The following is a 25,296-nucleotide window of genomic DNA, read 5'->3' on the forward strand; positions in this document are numbered from 1 at the left end:
CGGCCCAGCCCCTCGGTTCGTGCGAACGTAACGGAGGAGTGAGTTGTCATGGCCGACCGAATTGTCGAACGAACCGACGGCGTGACCGCCGAGCGCGTCACCGAGACCGATTCCGGTCCCAGCACGGTGGTGGTCGAGCGCCGCGGCAGCGGAGCCGGGCTGCTGATCGGGTTGGCGGTGCTGATCCTCGTCGTGGTCGGCGCGCTGTACCTGATCAATCAGAACAATCGCGAGAATGTGAAGACTGACGCCATCACCCAGGCCGCAAAGGATGTCGGCGGTGCGGCGAAGGACGTGGGCGGTGCTGCGAAGGATGCTGCCAAGAAGATCGAATAGTCAGCGCAGGCAAGAGTCGAGCCCGTCTCCCGTCACGACGCCGATCCGGCGATTGATCGAATTGCCATAGCGCCGCGTGAAGCCCCTCGGGTCGATCGCGGCGCGTTTCTTGGGTAGCGGCAGGACGGCGGCGATCAGCGCGGCCTCGCGGTCGCTCAATTGCGAGGCGTCGTGCTTGAAATAGCGCATCGCGCCGGCATTGACGCCATAGGTGCCGATCCCCGTCTCGGCGACGTTGAGATAGACCTCCATGATCCGGCGCTTGCCCCAGATATTCTCGATGAGCAGCGTGAAATACGCCTCGAGGCCTTTGCGGAAATAGCCGCCGCCCTGCCACAGGAAGACGTTCTTGGCGGTCTGCTGGCTGATCGTCGAGCCGCCGCGGATGTGCTTCTTGCCGATGGCGTTGCGCGCGGCCGCCGCGGCGATCGCTTTGTAGTCGAAGCCGTTATGCTGGCAGAATCGCGAATCCTCGGCGGCGATCGCGGCGCGGGCCATGCTGGGATCGATGCGGTCGAGGCGCATCCAGCTTTTGCTGACGCCGTGTCCGGAGACCACGTCGCCGATCATCGTGAAGGTGATCGGCGGGTTGATGAAGCGCAAAGCCGCGACCCAGAGCAGCGAGCCGAGGAAGAAGATCAGCACCGCCTTGGCGATCCAGCCGAGGATGCGGCGCTTGAGCGACCTGCGCGGGCGCGGCGGCGCGGGCTCCGGCGCGTCGATGCGCGTCGTTACCTGCGGCGCCGGTGTACGCGCCAGATCATCGTGCCGTTCGTCACTCATTCCGGCACGATTGGCGGCGCTGGTCGCTCAACGCAACCGCTTCGTCGTCAATAGGCCGCGAGCAGCCGCTTCTCGCCCGCAAGGCGCATCATCGCCTTCTGGAGCTTTTCGAAGGCGCGGACCTCGATCTGGCGGACGCGCTCGCGCGAGACGCCATAGACTTGGCTGAGTTCCTCGAGGGTCTTCGGATCGTCGGTCAGGCGACGCTCGGTGAGGATGTGCTTCTCGCGCTCGTTGAGATCTTCCATCGCGTCCACGAGCATTTCGTGGCGGACATCGGCCTCCTGCGCTTCGGCGACGGCCTCGTCCTGGAGCGGGCCATCATCCTGTAGCCAATCCTGCCACTGGCTCTCGCCATCCTCGCGCATCGGCACGTTGAGCGAGGTATCTCCGCCCATCGCCATGCGGCGGTTCATCGAGGTGACCTCTTCCTCGGTCACGCCGAGATCGGTGGCGATCTTGGCGAGATGCTCGGGGAAAGGTCGCCATCCTCGAACGCGTCGAGCTTGGCCTTCATCCGGCGCAGGTTGAAGAACAATTTCTTCTGCGCCGCAGTGGTGCCCATCTTCACGAGCGACCAGCTGCGCAGGATGAATTCCTGGATCGAGGCGCGGATCCACCACATGGCGTAGGTCGCCAGGCGGAAGCCCCGATCGGGCTCGAACTTCTTCACGCCCTGCATCAGGCCGATATTGCCCTCCGAGATCAGTTCGGAGACGGGCAGGCCATAGCCGCGATAGCCCATGGCGATCTTGGCCACGAGTCGCAGGTGCGACGTGACGAGCTGCGCGGCCGCATCGGGGTCGCCATGCTCCTGGAAGCGCTTGGCGAGCATATATTCCTGCTCGGGCGCCAGGATGGGAAACTTCTTGATCTCGGACAGATAGCGGTTGAGGCTCGCCTCTCCGCCGAGTGCAGGAATCGTCGCCGGGACGTTGCTGCCATTTGCCATGATCAATCTCCCTTCACTGGACGCAGCACCACACGGGTTGCGCCACGAAAATCATACGATGAGCTTATTGAACAGTTCCTGCATGTCCGCAGGCATTTCGCTATCAAACGCCAAAGCGTGGCTTGTCAGGGGTGAATGAACCCGAGATGCGCCGCATGCAAGGCCTGCCGCCGGAAATTCAAGGTTGCCAGAAGTGCACGATGGATCGGGCGCGTGCTCCCATAGACCGGATCGCCCAACAGCGGATGACCGATCGAAGCCATGTGCACGCGGACCTGATGCGTCCGCCCGGTTTCGAGCCGGCATTCAACCAGGGTTGCTTCGCGAAGTTGTTCCCGAAGTTGACACCAATGCGTGATCGCGTGCTTTCCTGAACCTTCGCGGACGACTGCCATTTTCTTCCGATTCGTGGACGATCGCCCTAGGAAAGTGCAAATTGTACCCGCCGAAGTTGACACTTTTCCCGCAACGATTGCCCGATAGCGCCTGTCGATGGAGTGTGCCTTGAACTGCGCGGCGAGTCCGATATGTGCGCGATCGCTCTTGGCGGCGACCATCAGGCCCGACGTGTCCTTGTCGATCCGGTGGACGATCCCCGGCCGCGCGACTCCGCCGATCCCCGAAAGCTGCCCCGCGCAATGGTGGAGCAGGGCATTGACCAGAGTGCCGTCGAGATTGCCCGCGGCAGGATGGACCACCAGCCCCGCGGGCTTGTCGATCACGATCAGATGCTCGTCCTCGAACACCACGTCGAGCGCGATATCCTGCGCCTCGTTATGCGCCGGAGTCGGATCCGGCACTGCGATGCTGAACAGCGCACCGCCGGGCGCCTTTTTCGAGGGGTCGCGGGCGAGACCGTCTGGGCCGGTCACCGCACCGCTCGAGATCAGCACCTTCAGGCGCTCGCGCGAAAGCGCGGGCACGGCATCGGCAAGTGCACGGTCGAGCCGCCAGCCGTTCGCGGCATCCGAAATCCGCGCTTCGAGTGTAGTAACCCCCGATCCATTCTATAGGTGTAAATGGGGATGAGGGCGCATGTTTCAAGATCTGTACTGATCGGTATTCAACGCATTTTCGCGGATGCCGCCCCGCGCGAGGCGTGCGGATTGCTGTTCGGCGCACCGGATCGGATCACCGACTGGCAAGCCGTTGAGAATGTTGCGGAAGAGCCCGAGCGGCGCTTCGAGATCGAGCCTGGAGCATTGTTCGCAGCACTCCGCGCCGAGCGCGCGGGCGGGCCGAAAATAGTCGGTTACTGGCACTCGCATCCGAGCGGGGACGCGACTCCTTCGGTCACCGACGCGGCGATGGCGCAACCCGACGGCAAGCTATGGCTTATCGTGGCGCAGGGGGCGAGACGCTATGGCGGGCAGGGGATCGGGGCCCGCTGCACGGCCGCTTCACGCCGGTGGAGCTGATCCACGCCTGAAGGCTCCAGCCAAGGCGGCGCATCGTGGAACGTTTCACTCCCGTGCCACGTTTGCTCATCATAACAAAAAGGACTTCCCGGATGCTCTGGACCATCGTCGTCATTCTGCTCGTGCTCTGGCTATTGGGCTTTACGCTTCATATCGGCGCCGGGCTGATCCACATCCTGCTGGTCGTCGCGCTCGTCGTCGGGCTGATCCAGCTCTTCTCGGGGCGCCGCGTCGTCTAGCGCGGTGCACGGGCGCAGCTTGCAGCGGCAACGCGGCTGCGCCAAAGAGGCGCTGGGGTAACCGGAGCCACTTCCTTGAACATCAGCCCGACCGATTTCGCGAGCCTTTTGTGTTCAAGGCTTTGCCACGATTTGCTCAGTCCGGTTGGCGCGCTCAACAACGGGCTCGAACTGCTCGCCGACGAGCATGATCCGGAGATGCGCGCGCGCTGCCTCGAGCTGCTGAGCGAGAGTGCGAAGGCATCGGCCAACAAGCTGAAATTCTTCCGTCTCGCCTTCGGCGCGGCGGGCGGCTTCGGCGAGACCGTAGACACGCGCGAGGCGCAGGCGGCGATCGAGGGGCTGTTCGGCGAGAACCACCGCGTCAATGTCGGCTGGATGGTCGAGGACCCGGTATTGCCCAAGCAGGCGATCAAGGTGCTGCTCAACCTAGCCCTGATCGGCGGAGACGCATTGATCCGCGGCGGCCAGCTCGACATCGGCGCCGAGATCGTCGACGGATCGATCGAGATCGTCGTGCGCGCCGATGGCCCACGGATCGTGCTCGATTCCGAGCTGCGCAGCGCGCTTGCCGGAGGGCAGGAGGACATGCCGGTCACGCCGCGCGCGGCGGCGGCGTTTTGGCGCACGCGCTGGTGACGCAGGGCGAGGGGACATTGCAGGTGAGCCCGCCGGATTCCGAAGTGCTGCTGTTCGGGGCGAATTTCCGGGTGGCGTGACCGGCATGTTTATTGGGAAGCGACCGCTACCGGAGCGCTAGCCCCGGTTCGTCGGCCGCTACAAGACTTCATGCCCCATCGCGGTAAGCAGTACGGCTATGATCGCGTCGAGTGATTAGCTGAAACGCGTGCCAGTGAGCGCCTCGGAGACCTGCCACAGGCGCTCGGCTGCGACCCGGTCCAGGGTCTGTGCCGGCGTTTTCGCCAACACCGGATATCCGCGCGTCTCGCTCAGCCGGTCTGGGCCGTAATAGCCGCCGGGTTCGGCCTGGGACGAGGTTGCGGCGAAAAGTGTGGGGAGCACGCCCTGCGCCGCGGGCTGGAACAGGAACCAGAGGACGGAACGCGCGACGCCTATGGGGCTCCAGCGGCCGGGCGCACTGTGCTGGAGATCGGTGCGGGAAATACCCGGATGCGCTGCGATGCTCGCGATACCCCAATCGGCAGCCTCGCTGCGCCGCTGCAACTCGAAGGCGAACATCAGGCAGGCGAGTTTCGATTGGCTATAGACCGGCATCGGTTGGTAGTTTCTGGTCGCGTTCAGGTCATCGAAGTCGATCGCCCCGTTCCGGGCAGGAAGCGATCCGCGACGCCGTCGTGGCGGTTTGCGCACCAATCCCCGTCGACGATATGCTCGCGATCGACCGCGTGATGCGCTCCAGCGAAGCGGTCCAGGCACGAAAGCAGGCGAGCTATATTCAACATGAAAGAACGCTGTTCTCAGCGCTGCGTGAACGGTGGCCCGAGCCCGAGCGGGAAACCGGCCTGAGGCTCATCGCGATGCTCGCTATCGGCGCGATGCGCCTCTCATTCGACGCCCTGAGCCGGGAGAATGGCAAGCGTCCGATCGCTGAGCTGCTGTACGAGACGTTTGGCGCGCTGCAGGTCGTAACGCCCGAAGGCCGATAGCCCGCGGCCGTCCCTATGTGCCTGCCGATCACAGCTGAAAGGCGTCAAGCGGGACGCTCGCCGAATGAGAGTTCAAGATAGTTTCTCAAGCGTGATCGGCAGGCTTGGAAGCTGCCGCCCAGACTGCGGCGGCGCTGCTCGATGACCATCTCGATCATGCTGTCTCGGAAGCGTTCGAAATATCGACGATATCGGCATATTCGGGATGGCGGGCATAATAGGCCGCCATGAACGGGCAACGCAGAACGGCCTTGCGGCCGCTCGCGCGCAACCCGTCAAACACGCCCCGCGCAAGCGCTGAGCCGATCCCTTGCCCGGAGAATCGTTCCGGAACGATGGTATGGGTGAGAATGAAATGATCCTTCCCGATGCCGTAATAGACCGCGGCGATTTCGTGGCTGCCATCGATCGCCAGTTCGAAACGATGTTCGGCCGGATTGTCGCGCACCTTGCTCACGCCGTGTCGATCCGTGTTTGGATTGCGGATTGCCTCACTCGACATGAGTCGATTCCTTATGGTCTGAATGAAGATCAGGTCGCCGCGCGAATGATCGGCGCGACTTCGAGGCCCAGAAGTTCGATCGACCGCTTCATCGCCGCCGTCTCGATCGAGGCGCTGGTCATCTGGAGCGTGATCCGGGACACGCCGCCGAACGTCTCGCTGGCCAGGAGCATCTTGGCGGCGACCGTCTCGGGATCGCCGATCAGATACGCGCCTTCCGGGTCGGCCATGGAGTCGAACTGCTCGCGCGTCGGGGGCGCCCAGCCGCGTTCCCGCCCGACCCTGGCGAACAGATGCTGCCAGCCGGGGAAATAGGCATTGCGCGCCTCGTCGTCGGTATCCCCGACGAAACCGACCGCGTGCACGCCGACCTTGAGGGTTTCGGGATCGTGACCGGCGCGGGCCCCGGCCTCGCGGTAAAGGTCGACGAGCGGACGAAAGCGCTCGAACGTCCCGCCGATGATCGCTACCATCAGGGAAGTCCAAGCGTGCCGGCGCGCACGAAGGACTGCGGCGTGCCGCCGACTCCCAGCCAGACTGGTAGGCGCGGCTGGTGCGGACGCGGATAGACGCCCTGTCCGTCGAGCGCCGGACGAAAGCGGCCTTTCCAGGTGATGTTGGTGGCCTCGCCCAGCTTCAGGAACAGGTCGAGATTCTCGGCGAAGAGGTCGTCATAGGCACGGGTGTCGAGGCCGAAAAGCGGGAAGGCCTCCCCGAACGATCCCCGACCGACGACCAGTTCGGCTCGGCCCCTAGAGATCAGGTCGAGCGTCGCGAACTGCTGGAAGACGCGCACCGGATCGGCCGCGCTCAGGACCGTCACGGCGCTCGTCAGGCGGATCTGCGAAGTGCGGGCGGCCGCGGCGGCCAGGATGATGACCGGAGCGGAATCGAGGAACTCGGCGCGGTGGTGCTCGCCGACGCCGAACACGTCGAGCCCGACACGATCCGCGACCTCGATCTCGTCAAGGAGCTCGGCCATCCGATCGGTCGCGGCGGGCAGTGCGCCCGTTGCGGGGTCGGGGAGGATGGCGGCGAAACTGTCGATGCCGATTTCCATGAGAAGTCCTTCAGACGTTTCGGCTGGCAAGGCACCGGCGCCGCGTCGCTGTTCGGCGACGCGGCGCGCGGAACCGCCCTCATCCTGTCCGGATCAGAGGCCGGAACGCTCCAGCGTCTCCACGGGCGTGTTGAGGAGCTGTTGCTCCCACAGGAATGCGATACCGCTGCCGCCGAGGTGCGAAATCAGGATTTCAGTCACCGCTTCGACGTGCTCGGTGCGCGCCCAGTCCCGCTGCCATTCGCCCGCAAGAGCCATCCATGTCATCATGTTCACGCCGGCCGCGATCATGCGCTGGATGGCGACCTCGTGAGACTCCTTCGTAACTCCGCCGGATGCGTCGGTGATCACGGTGACGTCCCAGCCTTCACCAGCCGCCTGGATCGCGGGCATCGCGACGCAGACTTCGGTCCACAGCCCTGCGATGATCAGTTGCTTGCGGCCGGTCGCCTTGACCAGGTCCACCACCTTCTTGTCCTCCCAGGTGTTCACCCAGGTCCTGTCGATCACTTCCTGGTCCGGGAAGACGTCAGTGATCTGCTTGAAAAGAAGGCCACCACGAGCTGCGAGCACGCTGGTGAGAATGGTCGGAACATCGAAAGCTTTCGCCAGCTTCGTCAACGCGGTCGTGTTGTTGACCACCGTCTGAGGATCATGACTTCCCAGTCCCGCGAGCTGGAAGGCCTGATGATCGATCAGGACGAGGACCGAGTCCTCGGGACGAAGAAGCGAGTCGAGGCCGTTGCGAAAGCTCATGATAATCCTCTGTGCCGTTTGAAAGGGAGGGTTCGCTGACAAACCCCGGGGAGGCGCGTTGCCCGGGCAGAGCATTGCCATTCCCGCTTTTGACACGGTAGTGCGCCTTCGAGACACACTGTGTCGCGCATCGGGGAACGCCGAATGGACATCGAAGAGCTGCGAACCTTCGTGGAGGTTGCCGATGCCGGGGGTGTTTCGCCTGCCGCGCGCCGTCTGGGCGTGTCGAAATCGATCGTCAGCCGGCGGCTCGCCCGGCTCGAGGCAGACCTCGGCGTCCAACTGCTCGCACGAACGACACGGGGCGCTGCGCTCACGGAGGCCGGGACCACTTTCCGGGACTATGCCGCACGGGTCTGTGCCGAGATCGACAACGCGAAGGAGGTGATCCTGCCTGCCGGCGAACTTCGCGGCCGGCTTCGGATCGCGGCGCCGCTCACCTTCGGCCCGACCCATCTGGCGCCGGTGATCGCAGACATGGGGCGGCGCCATCCCAGGCTTGAAATCTACACCTGTTACGCCGATCGCTTCGTCGATCTCATCTCGGAAGGGTATGACTGCGCGATACGGGTTGGATTTCTTCCGGACTCCAACCTGCTCGCCCGCCGCGTCGGACCCATTCGCGGAAGCGTCGTTGCGAGCCCGAGCTATATCCGCGCGCATGGGGCGCCGGAGACGCCGGGCGCGATCCTCGCGCATGAGGCTCTCACGCAAGTGAACGAGAGTTGGAATTTCATGGATGGCGACAAGAGGATCACCATCCGCCCGCAGGGCCGCTTCAGGGCCGATAACGGCACTGCCCTGGTTTCCGCCGCAGTGGCGGGAGTGGGTATTGCCTGCCTTCCCGACGGGGTCATCGAGGCCCATGTGAGGGCCGGCGAGCTGGTGCGGATCATGACGCACTATCCGCTGCCTGAAGCAGGTATCTTCGTCATCCGGCCGCCAGGACAGCATCCCTCGCGCAAGATACGAGTGCTGACCGAGATGCTGATCGAGTGCTTTGGGTCTATGTCGCACGAGGGAGCCTGACGAACGGCGCCATCGCGTGTCGCCGGAAGCGATCTCACGCAGTGGCGCGCTTCGCGCCAATATCGGTCAATCAGTGCAGCACCGGTGGAACCTGGTAGCAGTCGTTCGTCCAGCCAACCGATCAGCGTCCGCTTTCGCTCATCGCCAGGTGTTGACGACAAACTGGGATGTAAAGGAAACTTGTGTAAAAGAGGCTTGTCATCGAGCTGCGGCCGGAGTATGGAAAAGAAGCTTTCCATAATGAGGGGCGTATCGCCGTGATGCTTAGACCCGAAGTCCGCCGCGCGATGATGATTCAGGGTAGCTGGACGTTCGCTTATGTCGCGGTGATGATCGCCGCGGTCTATGTTGCAATCGGCTATCCGCAACTGGGCAACTGGCGGACGCCGATCATGCTGCTGCCGCTGATCCCCGCCTTCGGGATATTGCGCTTCACTATCGCCCAGTTCCGCAGCAGCGACGAGATGATGCGCAAGAACCAGCTGATCGCCGTGGCCTGGGCCTTCGGCATCTTGCAGTTCCTGATGATCACCTGGTGTCTGCTCGAGGTCGTGGGATGGGCGCGGCTCCCGATGTGGACGATCTTCACGGCCGCGCAGATGGTCTGGATCGCCTGCATCTGGACGCAAGTGCTGCGTTACCGGTGAGGAACCGCCTCAAGGAACTTCGCGCCGAACGCGGCTGGTCGCAGGTCGATCTCGCCGCCAAGCTCGCGGTGTCGCGCCAGACCGTGAACGCGATCGAGAATGGCCGCTACGATCCGAGCCTGCCGCTCGCCTTCGATATCGCCGAACTGTTCGAAATGCCCATCGAGATGCTGTTCTTCAAAGACTGAACGCTCAAGGAGACGAATGATGGTCCGTGCAAAGCGCCTCGTTGCGCTGATGGTGGCGCTCGCGCTGGTGACTCCGGGTTTCGCCGCGGCTCCCGACCCCGATCGCGCCGCGATCGAAGCGCGGGAGGCGGCGATCTTCCCGACCGCAATCCGTGAAGTCCGCAGTGCGAGCGGGGTGGTCGCGGGTACTGCCTCGCCGATCGCAGTGGAGGCGGGGGCTCGGGTGCTGCGCGAAGGCGGGACCGCCGCGGACGCCGCGATCACTACCGCGCTCGCCCAGGCGACGACCATGCTCGGCGCCAATGTCTCGCCGGCAGGCGTGCTGCAGCTCGTCTATTATGAGGCGCGCACGAAGAAGGTGCATGCCCTCGACGCAGGATGGGGAACCTGGCGCGGCGAGCGTTCGCCGGCGACGATCCCCGCCACCGACCTCAGCATCGTCACCGGCGGCGCGGCCACCGTCGCGGCGGGCGCGCAGGGCCGCAAGACGCTGGTGCCCGGCTTCATGGCCGGGATCGAGGCCATGCATCGCCGTTTCGGTCGACTGCCGATGCAGCGGCTGTTCGCACCCGCAATCTGGTACGCCGATCATGGCGTCCCGGTCAGCGGATTGCTCACGGCCTACTTCCAATTGGGCACCGCGCAGCTGCTCAAGACCGCCGAGGGCCGCCGCTTCGCGCTGCCCGACGGGACGAACCTCCCGAAGCTGGGCGCACGCTATCGCCAGCCCGAACTCGCGGCTCTCTACCGCGCGGTCGCCGCCAATGGCGCGCGGGAGATGTACCGCGGCGCATGGGCGCGTCATTATGTCGAAGCCGTGCGCAGAGCTGGCGGTGCCGCGACGATGGCGGACCTGCACGCTTATGCTCCGCGCTGGGGCGAACCGCTCCGCCTCGCTTATGACGGCGCCACCGTCGCCGGACCCGATGCGCACAACATCAGCGGTTGCGCCGCGCTCGAGGCGCTCAACCTGATCGGTCATGTCCGTGGAAAAGGCGACGCCGACGCCTTCCGCAGCACCGCGCTGGCGCTCCGCGTGGCGATGTTCAGCCATTGGGGCTCCGCAGCGGCCACATTCGAAAAGGCCGCGGGCATTGGCGGCAATTGCCTGGCGCGTGTCGGCCAAGCCTATGGCGTTGCCGCATCGGCCGCGATGGAGACGATGCTCGGCGGCAGCGCCGATCCCGCGCCGGAAGGGCATCACAGCGCGTCGGTCGTGGTGGTGGACCGTTGGGGCAATATCGCAGCGCTCGTCCATTCGAGCAACACGCCGATCTGGGGCGATTCGGGGATGGTGGTGGACGGCGTGCCGATCCCGGCTCCGGCCGGCACCTATCGCCACTCGCTCGTCAACCTGGCACCCGGTGCCCGCGTCCCCAGCGATATGGCGCCGGTCATCGTCCTGGAAAGCGGCAAGCCGCTGTTCGCGGTCGCGACGATCGGATCGTCGGTGGTACCCGAGACCGTCCGCCTGGTAGCCGCGTTGCGCGGTTCGGACAGCCTCACCAATATCGTGGGCGCGCCGCCGCTGCTGCTCAATTACGAGGACCAGACCCCGCCGATGCTGGCCCGCGAGGAGTATGTCCCTGCCGGCCGCTATCCGCCTGCCCTGCTCGACGTCGTTCGAGCAAGCGGGCTGCGCATCCGCGAAATCGACGTGCAGCGCACGCTCACTCTGCGCGGTACCGCAGCGGTAGTGGTGATCGGCAGAGATCGGCGCAGCGCCGAGGTTCCGGGTGTGCTCGCCTTCGCTGCGGCGGAGTAGAATTGCCTTCTCGTGCATTCATGTCTGCCAACCCAATCGTCGGCCCTGTAAGCTGCCGGACCGCTTCCGGCCCTTTCCGGACATGCGATACGGATCAATCAAGGACGCCGGAGCAAGAACGCCCTGGGACGCAAGGTAGCGGTCGAGTTACCTACAAGGAGTGGAGGTTTACAGCCATGTCTCGACTCCTCGATGCTCAGTCAGCGAGTAGGGACAAAGTAAGAAGGTCTGCTGCCGCCGATTGCCGCGCTGCGTGACTAGGATAGTCAGGCAGGATCAGGCGGGGAGACGAGCCATTCCGCCTTGATAGCAAATTTCGGTTTATTTAATAAACTGTCCCCGTGATGGTAATGTCACCGTAATGCGTATGGGTCCAGCGATCACTTAGAACATGGTCGTACAAAGTTAGATGCTCGTTGTACTCAATCGGATCAGCCTACAATCGGGACTGTTCCACGACACCTTCTCCGATGATTCCTATCTCCCTCAACACGAATTTCGTGCCTACGGTGCAATAATCTTTAGCTAGATCGGGATAGAGAAATTGCACCGGCACTCTGGCCCTATCGCCCGGCATCAATGATCCATGATCATTGAGATTAATTCTTATATCGAAGGCATGGTTGCTTGCTTGCATAATGCAGTTGAATTTATCTTTTGGTGTCGGACCTTGTCTTCCTCCTAAGTCCGTAGAGTACATGGTAATTTCTGCTACAATATCCCAAGATTCATCCATAGCGCGATTCCTCACGGAAGTATTATTGGAGTAGCTAAACTAGGCAATACATGGGTAGGTATCACGAGTGAACTAATTCTACGATCAACCGTCGCAGACATTGCAGGAGTTAATAATGTATTCTTAATACTAGTTTGCACGAATGTATAGGGAGCATCTCCGAATCTTGCGACAGCTTGAGATGCATAAGATTGCGCACCTTCCAAGGTCGTGGCAAAATACTTGCCCTCTATTCCAATTGGATTGGAGAATCCTCCTGAAGATCTTATACTCCCCAACTCCGCGCTGCCCACGGCGCGAAATAGTGCGGTCGATTCACCAATCGCAGCCAACCCTCGGATGCCCGCCGCAATTCCGCCTATGGCTTCACCGCCGCTGAGAACGCCTAGCGCCGCGCCACCCCACTCCACGGCAGTTTCAGTGGCGAGGTCGCGCCATTGGCCGATGCCTCCATCAGCCGAGCGCTCATAGAAGCCTCCGGCCTCCATAATACGTTCACGCCCACCGGGACCTTCTGTACTGGGCAGGCTGGCAGGATCTCTTCGTTCGCCTTGAAGCGGGCCGCTAGCCACAGGCGGGCAAGGCTCCGGATCACAACTCATCATTCCCGTGGGGTCGCGGCCATTGACCGGATCGTTGCCAACATACGCATACAGGTTGGCTTGATCGTCATACCCGATGGGGTCGGTCTGCAGGAAGCGGCCGAGTGTCGGCGAGTAGATGCGGGCCTTGTAGTGGTACATGCCGAGCTCGGGGATCCAGGCCTGGCCGGTGTACTGGAAGCGGCCGATATTGTTCGCGGCCGGGATGCCGTATTCGTCATAGGCATTGACCCCGATTACGTTGCCGCCGCCATCGGCGACCGAGACCACCGAGCCCTGATGATCGACCTGCAGGCTGCGAAGGCCGGTTAGGCCAGCACCTTCGTACCAGAGCAGCGGATCGTCTTCGCCGGAGCCGTGCACGTAGCGGCGCAGCACCGTTCCGGAAGCGTCGAATTCCTCGACCAGCTGGTCGCCGTCGTAGAGGAAGCGCGTGGGGGTAGTGGACGGGCTCGTCGTTTGAATGATCCTGCCCAGGGCGTCATACACGATCTGGACGCCAGTGGAGGTCAGGATCAGCCGGTTCTCGGCGTCATAGGTGTAGCTCGTGCCGCCACTGCTGGTCAGGTTGCCGTTGGAATCGTAGCCGAAGCCCACGAATTGTACTGGTTGAGCCCGCTGACCGCGTAGCTGCGGTTCACCCCGACAGAGCCGGTAAAGGCATAGGCGTTGTGGCCGCGTAATTAGGTATAGTGTCCCCGGAACTGAAACGCGCTTTGGCCCGATTACCGCCGGCCAAAGGAGCATCTGCGCACGATCGGCGAGGTGGAGCGCATCTTCAAGCAGCACATCCTGACCGAAAAGAGGTGGCTTAGGACTTTTCTGCCGCTTGGATGACAGACGCAATGGCGGCTCTCGTCGTTAGCAAGTTAATTCGACAGATAAGTAGAATCGCCAAGTATCATCCAGCCCATGCCCGCGTAGAAATATCCACCGACCCCGCGAATATAACATCTAATATATCTTGCTTGAATGACAATCGTACATGAAACAACTTTAAATCAGCTATCGTCTCCATAGACTCAGCAGTAATCCATCTTATCATTGACGAATTATTTATAATAACAGAAAATTTATCCAATACACCAAAGTTATTCATATAGTTATTGCATAAAAGCATAAATCTTTCTTCAGTTTTTCTATAAGAAATAACATTGGAAATGATTAATTCTAGCTTTTCTCCGGATGCATCCAGCAGTAAAATACGGAGCACATCCCGATCATCGCCTATAGAAAGCAGATCTGGTATTCCTTTTACGGTGAGCCCGATGGATAGCTCCTCGTATAATTCATCTCTGCGTATTTCACGGTCTTGAGCCATATCTCACCTCATAACCACGACCGTTAGGACGTCTAACTTCCACAGTAGGACGGCCTTCCTTGCTTATGGGTCTTACGATAATTGTTCGCCCATCAGGAAGAGTTCCAACCCGAATTCCGTTTCCCTTGTTCGATACGTTATTCGGTTTAGATTTATCGAAGTCTTCGTTTGCCTCTTTGATGCCTCCGGGTTTTTCAAACTGCCTTGAGGGGCCTTTGGTTTCGGGGCCCGGTTCTGCGCCCTCACTTGGCTCAGTGCTCTCGTTGCAAAGTGCTCCAGTCCAATTACATATATTGCGCTTGCCGTTCTCTATGGATGGCCAAGTGAATCTTAAGTTTTTGACCGCCCACTCGGTCCACATGGTATTCTCTATAGTTCCTGGAATGACAACTAGAGGAACAAATAGCGGTCGCTGCCCTACGACAACAATATCCCCACAATCTGCCCAACCATCTTCCTCGGTGCACTCTCCGGAAGGATCAGTCCGATTCACCGGATCATTCCCAACATACGCATACAAATTGACCTGATCGTCATACCCGATCGGATCGGTCTGCAGGAAGCGCCCGAGGGTCGGCGAGTAGATGCGGGCCTTGTAGTGGTACATGCCGAGCTCGGGGATCCATGCCTGGCCGGTGTACTGGAAGCGGCCGATATTGTTCGCGGCCGGGATGCCGTATTCGTCATAGGCATTGACCCCGATTACGTTGCCGCCGCCATCGGCGACCGAGACCACCGAGCCCTGGTGATCGACCTGCAGGCTGCGAAGGCCGGTTAGGCCGGCCCCTTCGTACCAGAGCAGCGGATCGTCCTCGCCGGGGCCATGCACGTAGCGGCGCAACACCGTTCCGGAAGCGTCGAATTCCTCGACCAGCTGGTCGCCGTCGTAGAGGAAGCGCGTGGGGGTAGTGGACGGGCTCGTCGTTTGAATGATTCTGCCCAGGGCGTCGTACACGATCTGGACGCCGGTCGATGTCAGGATCAGCCGGTTCTCGGCGTCATAAGTGTAGCTCGTGCCACCGCTGGCGGTCAGGTTGCCGTTGGAATCGTAGCCGAAGCTCACCCCGCCGGCCGAATTGTACTGGTTGAGCCCGTTTGCCGCATAGCTGCGGTCGACGTTCACGTAGCCGGTGAAGCTGTAAGCGGCGTTGGAGCGCGTCCGGTTGGTGATCTGGTTTGCGGGATTATAGCCGAACGTGGTCGTGAGATCGTAGGCGGTGCCCGCCAGATCATTGCCTGCGCTACTCAGTCGAGAAATCGAGTCGTAGCCGTAGGAAGAGAAGATCGCACCTCGCCACTCTCCCCAGCGGCGGCCCTGATTGTCCCAGTCCGAATGGGCACGCTGATAGGTGCCGTTCTCATACACGTCGGTCGGCCGGTCCAAACCGTCAAAGTCGTAACGGAAGTAAGTGCCGTCCGGGTGCGTGATGCGCGTGCGATTGCCGTTCGCGTCATATTGATAATTGAGCGTTCGGTTGGTGATGCCACCGCCCATGATGGTCGTGCTGGCGGTCAACCGGCCGAAACCGTCATAGCTGCTCATGACACCGTCTGTGCCGCTGGCGCTGTCGAACCGCGCCGCCGTCTGCAGCCCGCGAAGATCATAGTTGTAATAGACATCCCGCGTCGCCCATGCCGCCACATTGGTACACGCGTAGCCAGCCACGCATGCATCCGGCACGATCTTCGCCGTTATCCGGTTGAGCGCGTCATAGCTATAGGTGAAGCTGCGGCCGTCCCGCTTCCTCAACGACGTGCGGTTGCCATTGGCGTCATAGCCATATTCCTCGCGGTCATTGCTGTTGACCGCACCCGCCGTGGCCAGCGCATTGGCCGGGGTCGAGGGATTGTACCCGCTCGGCGCGGCATTGGACGGGAACTGCCACTGCACCTGGCGATCATGGCCGTCATAGACCAGCTGCGCCTTGTTGCCGTTCGCGTCGACGACAAACTCCTGTTTGCCGTTGAGCGTGTAGCCGTAAGTGACATACGCCTGTTCGAGGCTCGTCCCCACTGCCTTGCGCACCTGCAGCAGCTCGCCGGCGGCGTCGTAGATGTTCTTCGTGATCCGGTCCGGGCCCTGGCTCCCTTGCGTCCCCAATGTGCAGGCGCTCGCCGGCAGCGCGCCGAACGCCGCCGGGTTCATTCGCACCGCGGTGCATTCCAACCGGCCGACCACATCATAGCTGTACTGCGTGATCTGGTAGGTCACCCCGCCAGACGACACGCTTTCCTTCAGCTTGCGGTCCATGGCGTCGTAGGTCGTGTCGACCTGACTGAAGACGGTGAAAGTCGTATAGCTTTCCCACAGCCTCGGCTCGATCGCCTCCGACTGCCAGGCCGCGAGCTCGCCCTTCTCTTGCCTGACCAGCCGCCCAGCGTCGTCATAGCTGTTGCGCACCGCCAAATGGTGGAGCGGACCCGCCCCATCCGGATCCGGCGCGATGGTTCCCGTCACGCGGCCCTGAAGATCGTAGCGGGTGGCGCTGGTAAAATCCGATGGCGAGGCTTGGGCGAGCGCCGCCGAAGGAAGTGCGAAGGCGGCAAGGCACAGCAGCCCGGCGATGGTCTTCTTCATGGCCGTTCCCTCCACGCCGCTCATTGGCACACCGACAGGCCGGCGCGCGGGCTGGTCTCCCAGATCTTGTTGCCCTTCCAGTCATAGCCGTAACAAGTGCGCCGGTTCACTCCGCTCGAGCTCACCACCACGCCGCGCGGCCGCAGGTTATCGGCGGTGCCATCCGCGCCATATTCATAGGTGGTCACCATGATCGGTGCCGCCGGGTCGCAGGTTGCTGCGCTGCTCCCCGAATAGGTCTGGCACAAGGTCTCGGTCGACGGCAGCCAGACCGGCGCCACGGCGGGCACCAGGCTCCCGCCCGAATCCTTCACCCAGGCATACTTCTGCGCATAAGTGAAAAGCTTCAGCGGCCGCGCCGCGCCTGCGCTCGGCGCTGGATCCATCTCCGAGGCAAGGTCGCCAGTAGCCGTATAGCTATAGTCGGCCTGATTGCCCTTGGGGTCCTTCTTCCAGAGTGGTCTGGTGCAATTCAATCTGGTGGCGGGCGAAGCACAGGATGGCGCATAGCCGTACTCGATAACGGAGTCGGCCAGCCCAGATCCGGGCTTCGGTGTCCAGGTCTGTTTCGTAACGGAATTATGTGGTCCGAAATATTGCGCCGTATACTTGTTCCCCTCGGGGGATGTCATTTCCACAAGCATGCTGCCTTCGGACAACGGCAAGCCCGCTATCGGATCCACGCCCCCTCCACTATATCGATACTGCCAGACATGACCGTTCGCATCGGTTCTTTGATAGGGCGAGGTCTGGGTGAATATATAGCTTGAAACTTTGCCGGCAGGGTCCGTGATACTGGCAGAAATATTCCCGTTGTAAGGACTGGGCGGATCCGGGTTACGCGTGTCCGCGTCTACTCCAAGATGACTGTACTGCCAGACTGCGCCGTCCGCCATCGTCTGCTTTTCGACCATGAAAGCGGAATATTCATTGGTCACTTGACAGGATAAGAATCCCGGCGGCGTGATGCATGAGAGATGGCCGGTAGCGGAATACTGATAGGATGTCGTCTGGCCACGAACGTCAGTGACGGAAGTTAGCTTACCCCCGGTATAGCCATAGCTGACCTTGAACGTCGCGGACGAGCAGGCGCTTGCTGCCGACACGTAGTTCACAGCGAGATTGAATCCGCAGGCCGCGGAGACGGTCTGGTCCGCGTTATAGTCGAACACGATAGCATAGCCGGTGCTGTCGCTCACCAGTTTCAGCTGCCCGCTGGCATTGTAGGAGAAGCTCTGCGTCCGGCCATTGGGGTAGGCAATCGACGCCACGCGCTGGGAGCCCGCGCTTCCGCTGACCACGTTTGCAGCCTGAACGGAAGGGTTGAACGTGTATCGTGTTCCGTCTTGCGCAGTGTACACGTAGGCGGTGCCAGATTTTGTCAGCTCGCCGGAATATCCGTCGCCGTCCTGTGGCGGCCAGCTCGAGACACCGTTTTTCTCCAGATAGGGTCCAGCTGAAGCGGTACCCATGTGGATGACAGGCTTGTAGTTGTAATAAGAGCCTGAGGGCTGGAAGTTTTTCGCTACGTAGATGTCGAACGTGTGATCCATTTTGGGCCCGAAGAAGGGTCTGTTCGGATCCTCGGCGCCACCAAGGTAGAAGCGATTCAGGGAGAGCTGTCCTAGAGACAGGTCCGTCTGCGTGTGAATAAAGGATCCATCGGCAATATTGACGCCAGTGGGAGTGGTCGTATCCACCTTGGGAGGGATGTAGTCGCTCGTCTGGGCCGTTGCCTGTTGTTGCGCTCCAAGGGCTACGACGATCAAATAGCCCAGGGCGTGTACAAGAGAAAATCGCATTTTAGTCGCCCGCTGCTTGTCAGTGTGACGGCGCCGGGGCGCCCGCGAAACAAGAGATAGGACTATTTTCTCTGCTCCCGTTCAGGCTCGGGGCTCCGATTCTGCGGCTGGGGAGCTTGCAGGCCTGTAAATTGCGTCGTGCAGGCGGGCAGTCCCGTCGTGCCCACGACATATTGAACTCGATTGCCGGCACTATCGAAGCAGATGCCCGTGGAGGTGCCGCTATTGGGCCCACCGCTCGTGCTCGTGCTCACCAGACGCCCCAGGGCATCATAGGAGTAGCTCGTGGACTCCTGTGCGCGGGCATGGCTCGACGTGGCGACCAGTGCGCCGAGCGCAGACCCGGTCATCCAGCAGGCGCGCAGGAAAGTTCGGCGCGCCGAAGGCCGCAGATTCATTTTAGATGTCCCCCATACGAGCGGGTATGCGGCCGCCGTAAGAAACCGAATTCAATCGCTATCGTGAATTTCGCCTGCGAGCCCCGTGGCGAATCGATTTTCGTTTCTAGGAGAATGTGAGCGCAAGCCACGCTTATGCGCAACATTTTATTGGATGGTTATCGAGCGGCTAAGTACGAACTCTCTCTGTGCCCGCCAGCAGACCGGTGCGCACGGTGGACCGGTGCTGGATTCGCCAACCTTCACAGCTGTGCGTCAGGTTTCGGCCACGACCTGGTCTTACGGCTCCTCGCTCACCGATCCGCCAGGTTCGAGCGTCCTCGTCGCGTCCGTTGACTGGCTGGAAGGAACGTTGCTCGGCACGATCGCGACGACCGTCGCCGTCATTTCCGTCGCCAGCATCGGGTTAATGGTGCTCCCGGCAGGGTGGACCTGAGACGCGCTGCCACCGTCATATTGGGATGTTTCATCCTGTTCGGGGCGTCGAGCATCGTCGCCGGACTCGAAGGCATGGCGAGGGAGGGGAACGCACTCGGGCTTGCGCCGCAGCAGATCGTCTTGGCGGATCTCTCGCCGCTCGCGCGGCCGCCACAGCGTCCGACCGGCTATGATCCGTATGCGGGAGCTTCAATTCCCATGCGCTAGCATCGAGTGTCGACGGCTAAGATCGTCACCTTCGAAACGCTTGGTCGCAAACACGAACGCGCGTTTTACCGCGATCGCCGGATTGACCGCATGCCTTTGGAATGGGACGTAGCGCGGGCAAGCGAGGGGTCGTATGCCGAATGAGGAAGCACTCGTTTTTATCGACCGGGCTACGAAGACATTTGGCGACAAGCTCGCGCTGACCGAAATCTCGTTCCAAGTCCCCGCCGGGCAGATTTGCGGGTTGCTCGGTCCGAACGGCGCCGGAAAAACCACTCTGTTTCGCCTCTTGATGGGAATTCTCAAGGCGACATCGGGCGTTCTGCGGGTGGCCGGGCTCGATGCCTTCGAAGAGCGCGTCGCGACGAAGCGGCTGATCGGTTTTCTGCCCGACGAACCCATATTCTATTCCTATTTGTCGGCGCGCGAGCTGCTGGAATTGAGTGCCGGGATGCATGGTCTCGATGTCGATGCGGCGATGGAGTGGGCCGAGACGCTGGCTCGGCGGCTTCGGCTGGCCGACGATCTCGACAATTACGCCGAGGATTTCTCGCGCGGGATGAAGAAGAAACTCGGCCTGCTAATGGCGATGTTGCACGGGCCGCGATTGCTGGTGCTGGATGAGCCGACCAACGGGCTCGATGTTGAATCCACGCATATCTTCTACGAGTTGATCCAGGAAGCCGCGGCAGCCGGCACGACCATCCTGTTTTCGACTCATCTGATGGATCACGTGACCCGCCTCTGTTCGCATGCCGTGATCATCAACGACGGTACAGTGATTGCGCAGGGATCGCTGGCGGAGCTGCAGGAACGCCATGGGGAAGCGAGCCTGGAATCGCTGTTCCTGAAGCTGACGTCGAGACCGCAACAGGTATGACGAACGGGGCCTCAATCGGGTTCTGGAAGACTGTCCGCCTGCTGCTTGCCGCGTCATGGCGGCGTTCGAGCGGGCGGCGGGAGCGGCAACGGGAGCTGCTGGGCAATCGCAGCGGCGGGAAAGCCACCGATTGGAGCGGACTTGCCACGATTTTTTCCGTCGGCCTGATGGCGGTGCTCCACGGCGCCGCGGCCTTCGCCGTCATCGCCGCCGTGGATGCCGGCCAGCGTCGCGAGACCGAGCGCCAGGGCAAGATCGTCGTCCATGGCTGGTTCCTCGAGGAGGTGCGAGACGCGGAGAAGCCGGCCGACACCTCGCAGGAGGATGCCTCGCAGGAGGACGGAAGCAGGATCGGACCGGACTATCCCAGGGAAGCCAAGGACATTGCCGAGCGGTCCGGGGGCGATCCGGTGGAAATCGAACGACGGCTTCACGCGGCGGTGGCCGCATCGGGCAGCCACCGGCACGACTGGGGGCAACGGCGTCACCTCTGCCGGCGCGTTCAACGATCGGCAGTTGGCGGCGCTGGTGCGGCCGGCGTGATCACAGGTTAGCGCGGGGGTGTCGGGAAACGCCGCCGCGTAGGAGCCGGGAGGATCATGCCTTGTCCCCTCCCGGCTCCGATCAATACGAAATCTCAGGCCTTACCCGGGTCAATTTCGTCATAGAATGAGCTAATCGAATGCTTCAGTGCCTGTTTGATGCCGTCTTCATCATACCCGACATAATTCACCCCGACTGAGCTGCCGATTGCTCGTTTTGTTATCGACGCGCGAAGCTTCCCATCTTCCACTCGAACTACGGTTGTGTTTGCCTGAACCTCATAGGTGCTCGAATCGAGCGGGCGCTTCTTCGGGCCGAACAGCTGAAACTCTACAGCCGGATCCGTGAATCGCTCGCGCTCCCAGTTTCTTGCGATGACCGGTCGCATGCCCTGAGCCTCACACGCGCGCTTCGCCTCATCGAGGAGCGGCGTCGCGACCGTTTCGAGAAGGGCGATGTCGCGATCCCAGCCGGCGTGCCGGTCATCGCGCTCTTTCGCCTCTCGCACCTCGTGATCTGCGGTTCTCTCTTGGTGGTCACCGCTCAACTTGCGCGTGAAGTCGTCGAATTCTCCCATCCCGCTCCCTTTCATTCCGGCCTTGCCACACCGGCCTTACCAGTCTTGCGCGAGATGGGCACGCGCCGCCGCCGCGCAGTGCGTCCGAAGGTTGAACTCGACCGCAAATCAGCCGTAGATATCGAAACTGCGGGAGGAGCATACTATGACTCTTATCGATCTCACATATCTGATCATCCAATTGAATGCGGCGATCGATTCGGGCGAGAAGGCCGAATTTAAGGAAATTAAGCAGCACATCCGAGACGGTGACGTTTTCCAATGGCTGAAGTCCAACGGCTTTTCTGTGGACGTCAGTCTCGTAACTGGTGAGCGCAACAGCGTGGGTGCAGAAATTGTGGATGAACTGCAAAGCATTTTGGAAGGCTATGACGGCAGCGAGCGCCGCAAATGGGGCATCGAGAACAACGGCCTGAACCTATTGCTGGCTTGGGTAAACGAGATCATCCAGCTGCGATTCGGTAAGCTCTGATCGCTCACCAGACGGTCGCGCCGTTCTCCTCGAGCCAGTCGCTCCACGAGCTGCCTGCGGTGCAGTCGTGGAACGGGCCACCGACTTACCCCGCGCGCATCCTGAAGATCCCGCCTGCCATCTTCCCGCTATCGATGAAGCGAATCCTATGCGCTTCCAAGGCCGAGCGCAGCTTAGCGACTGTCGCATCCTGCACGGACTTGCCCAGTTCGAACCTCGCCACCGTCGCGTAGCCCACGCCCGCCGCGTCGGCGAGATCTTGGGCGGACCACTCAAGGGCCGCTCTAGCCATCCTGCACTGGGTGGGTGTCATGGTGATAGAGATTATATCAATGCGCCTATTGCGGCAAGCTCGTCAGCCATGATAGAAACTCTATCACCATCCCAAAGCGGGGTGCGGCCGAACGGGGAAGGTGGAAGCTCCCCGCGCCCGGCCTAACCACAACCGTCGATAGGAGACGATCATGGCTAATCCGTCTGTACGGACTTCGGGCACGCCCGCCAATTCCGCGAACGAACCTCTTGCATCGCCAAGGATTGGTGAGATGGCTGGCGATGGTGCCAGCCTCCCCGAACCTAGGAGTGCTGCCATGAACATGATGACCGCGATCAATCCGGCTCGCGCAACGACTGGACGCTATCTTGATGAGAAGGGTCTCCCTTCGGAGCGCCACGGCCCTGACCTGACCAAAGCAGAATCGATCGAGGATATGCTCGCCGAGCTCTATGGCCGTAAGACCGGTCCGCACGGAACATACAGCGCGGTATTTTACTCCGCTGCCAAGGGTAGCGGCATTGAGCTGGTGCTCGAAGTAGATGAAGCGGGCGAAGAATCGGTGCGCTTCATGCTGCCCTGCGATTCGCAAGAGGATCTCAGGCGGCCTCGATATCGGGCTCTCAATGATCACCTGTACGCCAAACCCCGGCGCCTGCAGCACGTGATTGAACTTCTAGTCATATTGGGACGCTTCCACGACGCCAGACCGTTTGCGTCAATCGAGGAGGCAGCCGAAGCATATGCGGCCGCCGGGGGGCGAATCTATGTCCATGATCATTACGGCAAGATCTCGTGCGAAGAGACGATGCCGACGACCCACTGGCTAGACCTCCAAGACTCATGGGCGAGGTACCCACGGAAACGAATGCTTCAGCACTATGCGAACACGCTGGCAAAGCCTGGCGCGCGAGAGAAGCTAATCCAGCTCGTTCGGGAACGCGGAGTGCTGAATGAGGAAACGGGTTCCTACACCTACGGCTGAGACAGAGGCGGGGGCTTCGGCTCCCGCCATATTTCTTGGCCGCTTGCGTACCAATTGCGATCTGCCGAGAAGATGGCGCATGCAGGTCAGGATCATCGGGCAGGGCGAATGGGATCGCCACGACGACCTCCTTCGGTTCAACGCGACGATCGACGGCAAGGAGGTCCCGTTCTCGATCGACAGCGGCGGACTGTGGGTGATCCGCATGTCGATGAGCATCGACAGCACCGACCAGCTTCAGATCTACCAGGTCAGCGGGAGACTGCTCGCTCGAATGGTAGAGGCCGTCTATCGGGAGGGCGGGTGCGACCCTTCACGGCCCTATTATATCGGCTACAACGAAGCGATGCGCGTCACCGGCTTGGCAGAGGAGCCGGGAGCGCCGACGCCGAAGAAGTGGTTGGGCTGACGGGTGATCGACTAAGAGCGCCTCGGCCGCGGCGCCGCGCGCGAGAGATCGGCGACACAATCGACACGCTGATCGCCTTCATGGACCACCTGAGCGGCGATCCAGACCTGGAGGACGACGACTGCGACCGCTGCGTGGCTGGGGACGATCACATGATCGCCGGGCCGGTCATCCAACGTGAATGGTGGTACGGCTGCGGCCAAGCGATCGGGGACGACACCGACGCGGAGGAAAACGGAGACCGCGAATATAACGGCGACGAAGGCGACCACAGCGGCGAACCGCACGCCTGACACTCTCCCGCCGGGTTTCGGCTGGGCGGGTTTCTTCACTCATCACGATTTCCGGACACTGTGCGGACACGTTCTGCGCGAGCCGTGTCCGCTATCCGACAGGGATGCTAAACTGTTGAATAATTGAGAGTTTTGGTGGACGCACTTGGGCTCGAACCAAGGACCCGCTGATTAAGAGTCAGCTGCTCTACCAACTGAGCTATGCGTCCATTCCGGGGCGTTTCCCGGCGCTCTTGGTGAGTGCGCCGCCGCGTTTGGAGGGGCGCGGTTAGCAAAGCTGGGGCGGATTGCAAACCCTAAAATGCGCCTGCCTCGAAACTTTACCAGCGCTGCTTGCGGCGGCTCTCGCGATCGATCGACATCAGGATGCCGAAGCAGATCATGAAGGTCATCTGCGCGGTGCCGCCGAAGCTGATCAGCGGCAGCGGAATGCCGACCACGGGCGCGAGGCCCATCACCATCCCCATGTTGATCGCGGTGTAGAAGAAGATCGTCGCGGAGAGCCCGGCGGCGGTGAGCCGGCCGAAGCGGCTCTTGGCGCGCATGCTCACGCTGATGCCCCAGCCGATCAAGCAGCCGAAGGCGACGATGATGAACAGGCCGCCCATCAGCCCCCATTCCTCCATCATCGTGGCGAGCGCGAAATCGGTATGGCCTTCGGGGAGATAGTCGAGATGGCTCTGGGTGCCGTTGAGGAAGCCTTTGCCGAAGATGCCGCCCGATCCGATCGCGATCTTGGACTGGCTGATGTGATAGCCGGTGCCGAGCGGATCGCTCTCGGGATCGAGGAACACGAGCACACGGTTGCGCTGGTATTCATGGAGTACGAAATTGACGACGAGCGGAACCGCCGCCGCCAGCGCCAGCCCGCCGCCGATGAACAGGCGCAGCGGGATGCCTGCGAGGAACATCACCGCGATGCCGCCGCCGGTGATCATCAGCGCGGTGCCGAGATCGGGCTGGAGCATCACCAGCGCCGCGGGGAGGCCGATCAGCACGGCGCCCGGCCATAGCGCGCCGAACTTGCGGATCTCGCTCGCGGGCAGGATCTCGTAGAAACGCGCCATGGTGAGGACGATCACCGGCTTCATCAACTCCGACGGCTGGAGGCGGATGATGCCGAGGTCGAGCCATCGCTGACTGCCCCCGGCGACCGCGCCGAGCGCTTCGACGCCGAGCAGCATCAACAGGATCACCCCGTACATCGGAAAGGTGGCGTGCGCCCAGAAGCCTTCGGGCACGCGCGACAATACGATCGCCATGCCGAAGAAGACGAAGAAGCGCACGCCCTGCGAGAACGCCCAGGGATAGAGGCTGCCGCCCGCGGCCGAATAGAGCACGACCAGCCCGAAACAGCCGACCGCGAGGACGAGTAGCAGGACCTTCCACGGCAGCTGCGCGAGCGGCGCGGGGATCATGCCGGGGCCGAGCGTGCTCATTCGTCGCGCTCCACCGGGGCGCCGGCCACGTCGCCGACC

The 25,296-nt window shown here is 61.7% G+C and carries 27 protein-coding genes, 1 tRNA gene and 4 pseudogenes; 16 read left to right on the forward strand and 16 right to left on the reverse strand.

The window, feature by feature from the left end; genetic code table 11:
* Positions 1-48: 48 nt before the first annotated feature.
* Positions 49-336, forward strand: coding sequence for a hypothetical protein (locus tag PIB19_RS01875; RefSeq protein WP_271239449.1), 288 nt, complete (start codon positions 49-51; stop codon positions 334-336).
* Here PIB19_RS01875 and mtgA read toward each other — a convergent pair whose 3' ends face one another.
* The 3 genes and pseudogenes from mtgA to PIB19_RS01890 all read right to left on the reverse strand — a co-directional run bounded on the left by mtgA (position 337) and on the right by PIB19_RS01890 (position 3,045).
* Positions 337-1,119, reverse strand: coding sequence for a monofunctional biosynthetic peptidoglycan transglycosylase (gene mtgA / locus PIB19_RS01880; RefSeq protein WP_271239450.1), 783 nt, complete (start codon positions 1,117-1,119; stop codon positions 337-339).
* A gap of 47 nt (positions 1,120-1,166) precedes the next feature.
* A pseudogene (gene rpoH / locus PIB19_RS01885) lies at positions 1,167-2,071 on the reverse strand (RNA polymerase sigma factor RpoH).
* Between the two features lie 51 nt (positions 2,072-2,122).
* Positions 2,123-3,045, reverse strand: a pseudogene (locus PIB19_RS01890) (RluA family pseudouridine synthase).
* 51 nt (positions 3,046-3,096) lie between these two features.
* Here PIB19_RS01890 and PIB19_RS01895 point away from each other — a divergent pair.
* The 3 genes and pseudogenes from PIB19_RS01895 to PIB19_RS01905 all read left to right on the forward strand — a co-directional run bounded on the left by PIB19_RS01895 (position 3,097) and on the right by PIB19_RS01905 (position 4,447).
* Positions 3,097-3,489, forward strand: coding sequence for a M67 family metallopeptidase (locus PIB19_RS01895; protein WP_271239451.1), 393 nt, complete (start codon positions 3,097-3,099; stop codon positions 3,487-3,489).
* A 92-nt stretch (positions 3,490-3,581) separates the two neighbouring features.
* Positions 3,582-3,728 carry a lmo0937 family membrane protein gene (locus PIB19_RS01900; RefSeq protein WP_156022210.1) on the forward strand — a complete coding sequence of 49 codons (147 nt, stop codon included), beginning with the start codon at positions 3,582-3,584 and terminating at the stop codon, positions 3,726-3,728.
* A 75-nt stretch (positions 3,729-3,803) separates the two neighbouring features.
* Positions 3,804-4,447 (forward strand): annotated as a pseudogene (locus PIB19_RS01905) (histidine phosphotransferase family protein).
* Between the two features lie 115 nt (positions 4,448-4,562).
* Here PIB19_RS01905 and PIB19_RS01910 read toward each other — a convergent pair.
* The gene (locus tag PIB19_RS01910; RefSeq protein ID WP_271239452.1) at positions 4,563-4,964 is read right to left on the reverse strand and encodes a hypothetical protein; all 402 of its coding nucleotides are present in this window, start codon (positions 4,962-4,964) and stop codon (positions 4,563-4,565) included.
* A gap of 113 nt (positions 4,965-5,077) precedes the next feature.
* Here PIB19_RS01910 and PIB19_RS01915 point away from each other — a divergent pair, with 113 nt between their 5' ends.
* Entirely contained in the window at positions 5,078-5,356 is a 279-nt protein-coding gene (locus PIB19_RS01915; RefSeq protein ID WP_271239453.1) for a hypothetical protein, read from the forward strand.
* Between the two features lie 154 nt (positions 5,357-5,510).
* On the opposite strand, the gene PIB19_RS01920 is transcribed toward PIB19_RS01915, so the two are convergent.
* The 3 genes and pseudogenes from PIB19_RS01920 to PIB19_RS01935 all read right to left on the reverse strand — a co-directional run bounded on the left by PIB19_RS01920 (position 5,511) and on the right by PIB19_RS01935 (position 7,674).
* Positions 5,511-5,813, reverse strand: a complete 303-nt coding sequence (locus PIB19_RS01920) for a GNAT family N-acetyltransferase (RefSeq protein WP_271239454.1) — start codon at positions 5,811-5,813, stop codon at positions 5,511-5,513.
* A gap of 74 nt (positions 5,814-5,887) precedes the next feature.
* A pseudogene (locus PIB19_RS23445) lies at positions 5,888-6,918 on the reverse strand (LLM class flavin-dependent oxidoreductase).
* 93 nt (positions 6,919-7,011) lie between these two features.
* Entirely contained in the window at positions 7,012-7,674 is a 663-nt protein-coding gene (locus PIB19_RS01935; RefSeq protein ID WP_271239456.1) for a hydrolase, read from the reverse strand.
* A 144-nt stretch (positions 7,675-7,818) separates the two neighbouring features.
* Between PIB19_RS01935 and PIB19_RS01940 the strand changes: the two genes are divergently transcribed.
* From PIB19_RS01940 to PIB19_RS01955, 4 genes are all read left to right on the forward strand, one after another.
* Positions 7,819-8,703, forward strand: a complete 885-nt coding sequence (locus PIB19_RS01940; RefSeq protein WP_271239457.1) for a LysR family transcriptional regulator — start codon at positions 7,819-7,821, stop codon at positions 8,701-8,703.
* A 260-nt stretch (positions 8,704-8,963) separates the two neighbouring features.
* Positions 8,964-9,350: a hypothetical protein gene (locus tag PIB19_RS01945; protein WP_271239458.1), complete on the forward strand. Its 387-nt coding sequence runs from the start codon at positions 8,964-8,966 to the stop codon at positions 9,348-9,350.
* The gene (locus tag PIB19_RS01950) at positions 9,347-9,538 is read left to right on the forward strand and encodes a helix-turn-helix transcriptional regulator (protein ID WP_271239459.1); all 192 of its coding nucleotides are present in this window, start codon (positions 9,347-9,349) and stop codon (positions 9,536-9,538) included. Before PIB19_RS01945 ends, PIB19_RS01950 begins: the two co-directional genes overlap by 4 nt.
* 19 nt (positions 9,539-9,557) lie before the next feature.
* Positions 9,558-11,303, forward strand: coding sequence for a gamma-glutamyltransferase (locus PIB19_RS01955; RefSeq protein ID WP_271239460.1), 1,746 nt, complete (start codon positions 9,558-9,560; stop codon positions 11,301-11,303).
* A gap of 436 nt (positions 11,304-11,739) precedes the next feature.
* Here PIB19_RS01955 and PIB19_RS01960 read toward each other — a convergent pair whose 3' ends face one another.
* The 5 genes from PIB19_RS01960 to PIB19_RS01980 form a co-directional block, all read right to left on the reverse strand.
* On the reverse strand, positions 11,740-12,039 hold the full coding sequence (locus PIB19_RS01960; protein ID WP_271239461.1) for a hypothetical protein: 300 nt from the start codon (positions 12,037-12,039) through the stop codon (positions 11,740-11,742).
* Positions 12,040-12,050: 11 nt separating this feature from the next.
* Positions 12,051-13,238 carry an RHS repeat domain-containing protein gene (locus PIB19_RS01965; protein WP_271239462.1) on the reverse strand — a complete coding sequence of 396 codons (1,188 nt, stop codon included), beginning with the start codon at positions 13,236-13,238 and terminating at the stop codon, positions 12,051-12,053.
* Positions 13,239-13,542: 304 nt separating this feature from the next.
* Complete coding sequence (locus tag PIB19_RS01970; RefSeq protein ID WP_271239463.1) at positions 13,543-13,962, reverse strand: hypothetical protein; 420 nt, start codon at positions 13,960-13,962, stop codon at positions 13,543-13,545.
* Positions 13,946-16,540, reverse strand: a complete 2,595-nt coding sequence (locus tag PIB19_RS01975) for an RHS repeat domain-containing protein (RefSeq protein ID WP_271239464.1) — start codon at positions 16,538-16,540, stop codon at positions 13,946-13,948. Before PIB19_RS01975 ends, PIB19_RS01970 begins: the two co-directional genes overlap by 17 nt.
* Positions 16,541-16,560: 20 nt before the next feature.
* Positions 16,561-18,309 (reverse strand): RHS repeat domain-containing protein, encoded by a 1,749-nt coding sequence (locus PIB19_RS01980; RefSeq protein ID WP_271239465.1) that lies wholly within the window; start codon positions 18,307-18,309, stop codon positions 16,561-16,563.
* 585 nt (positions 18,310-18,894) lie between these two features.
* Between PIB19_RS01980 and PIB19_RS01985 the strand changes: the two genes are divergently transcribed.
* The 3 genes from PIB19_RS01985 (at position 18,895) to PIB19_RS01995 (ending at position 20,819) form a co-directional block, all read left to right on the forward strand.
* On the forward strand, positions 18,895-19,176 hold the full coding sequence (locus PIB19_RS01985) for a hypothetical protein (protein ID WP_336297237.1): 282 nt from the start codon (positions 18,895-18,897) through the stop codon (positions 19,174-19,176).
* A gap of 342 nt (positions 19,177-19,518) precedes the next feature.
* Positions 19,519-20,265 carry an ABC transporter ATP-binding protein gene (locus PIB19_RS01990; protein ID WP_271239466.1) on the forward strand — a complete coding sequence of 249 codons (747 nt, stop codon included), beginning with the start codon at positions 19,519-19,521 and terminating at the stop codon, positions 20,263-20,265.
* Positions 20,262-20,819, forward strand: a complete 558-nt coding sequence (locus PIB19_RS01995; RefSeq protein ID WP_271239467.1) for a hypothetical protein — start codon at positions 20,262-20,264, stop codon at positions 20,817-20,819. Before PIB19_RS01990 ends, PIB19_RS01995 begins: the two co-directional genes overlap by 4 nt.
* Before the next feature lie 83 nt (positions 20,820-20,902).
* Here the strand turns inward: PIB19_RS01995 and PIB19_RS02000 are convergent, their stop codons facing one another.
* On the reverse strand, positions 20,903-21,385 hold the full coding sequence (locus PIB19_RS02000) for a hypothetical protein (RefSeq protein ID WP_271239468.1): 483 nt from the start codon (positions 21,383-21,385) through the stop codon (positions 20,903-20,905).
* 145 nt (positions 21,386-21,530) lie between these two features.
* Here PIB19_RS02000 and PIB19_RS02005 point away from each other — a divergent pair, with 145 nt between their 5' ends.
* On the forward strand, positions 21,531-21,857 hold the full coding sequence (locus PIB19_RS02005; RefSeq protein ID WP_271239469.1) for a hypothetical protein: 327 nt from the start codon (positions 21,531-21,533) through the stop codon (positions 21,855-21,857).
* 85 nt (positions 21,858-21,942) lie between these two features.
* Here PIB19_RS02005 and PIB19_RS02010 read toward each other — a convergent pair whose 3' ends face one another.
* Positions 21,943-22,170 carry a helix-turn-helix domain-containing protein gene (locus PIB19_RS02010; protein ID WP_336297238.1) on the reverse strand — a complete coding sequence of 76 codons (228 nt, stop codon included), beginning with the start codon at positions 22,168-22,170 and terminating at the stop codon, positions 21,943-21,945.
* A 277-nt stretch (positions 22,171-22,447) separates the two neighbouring features.
* Between PIB19_RS02010 and PIB19_RS02015 the strand changes: the two genes are divergently transcribed.
* The 3 genes from PIB19_RS02015 to PIB19_RS02025 all read left to right on the forward strand — a co-directional run bounded on the left by PIB19_RS02015 (position 22,448) and on the right by PIB19_RS02025 (position 23,818).
* Positions 22,448-23,116 carry a hypothetical protein gene (locus tag PIB19_RS02015; protein ID WP_271239471.1) on the forward strand — a complete coding sequence of 223 codons (669 nt, stop codon included), beginning with the start codon at positions 22,448-22,450 and terminating at the stop codon, positions 23,114-23,116.
* A 79-nt stretch (positions 23,117-23,195) separates the two neighbouring features.
* Complete coding sequence (locus PIB19_RS02020; RefSeq protein ID WP_271239472.1) at positions 23,196-23,525, forward strand: hypothetical protein; 330 nt, start codon at positions 23,196-23,198, stop codon at positions 23,523-23,525.
* Positions 23,513-23,818, forward strand: coding sequence for a hypothetical protein (locus PIB19_RS02025; RefSeq protein ID WP_271239473.1), 306 nt, complete (start codon positions 23,513-23,515; stop codon positions 23,816-23,818). Before PIB19_RS02020 ends, PIB19_RS02025 begins: the two co-directional genes overlap by 13 nt.
* Positions 23,819-23,951: 133 nt before the next feature.
* On the opposite strand, the gene PIB19_RS02030 is transcribed toward PIB19_RS02025, so the two are convergent.
* Positions 23,952-24,027 (reverse strand) — tRNA-Lys (locus tag PIB19_RS02030).
* 111 nt (positions 24,028-24,138) lie between these two features.
* Positions 24,139-25,257 (reverse strand): rod shape-determining protein RodA, encoded by a 1,119-nt coding sequence (gene rodA, locus PIB19_RS02035; protein ID WP_271239474.1) that lies wholly within the window; start codon positions 25,255-25,257, stop codon positions 24,139-24,141.
* Positions 25,258-25,296: the final 39 nt, after the last annotated feature.

The sequence above is a fragment of the Sphingomonas sp. 7/4-4 genome, assembly GCF_027941955.1.
GTDB lineage: Bacteria > Pseudomonadota > Alphaproteobacteria > Sphingomonadales > Sphingomonadaceae > Sphingomonas.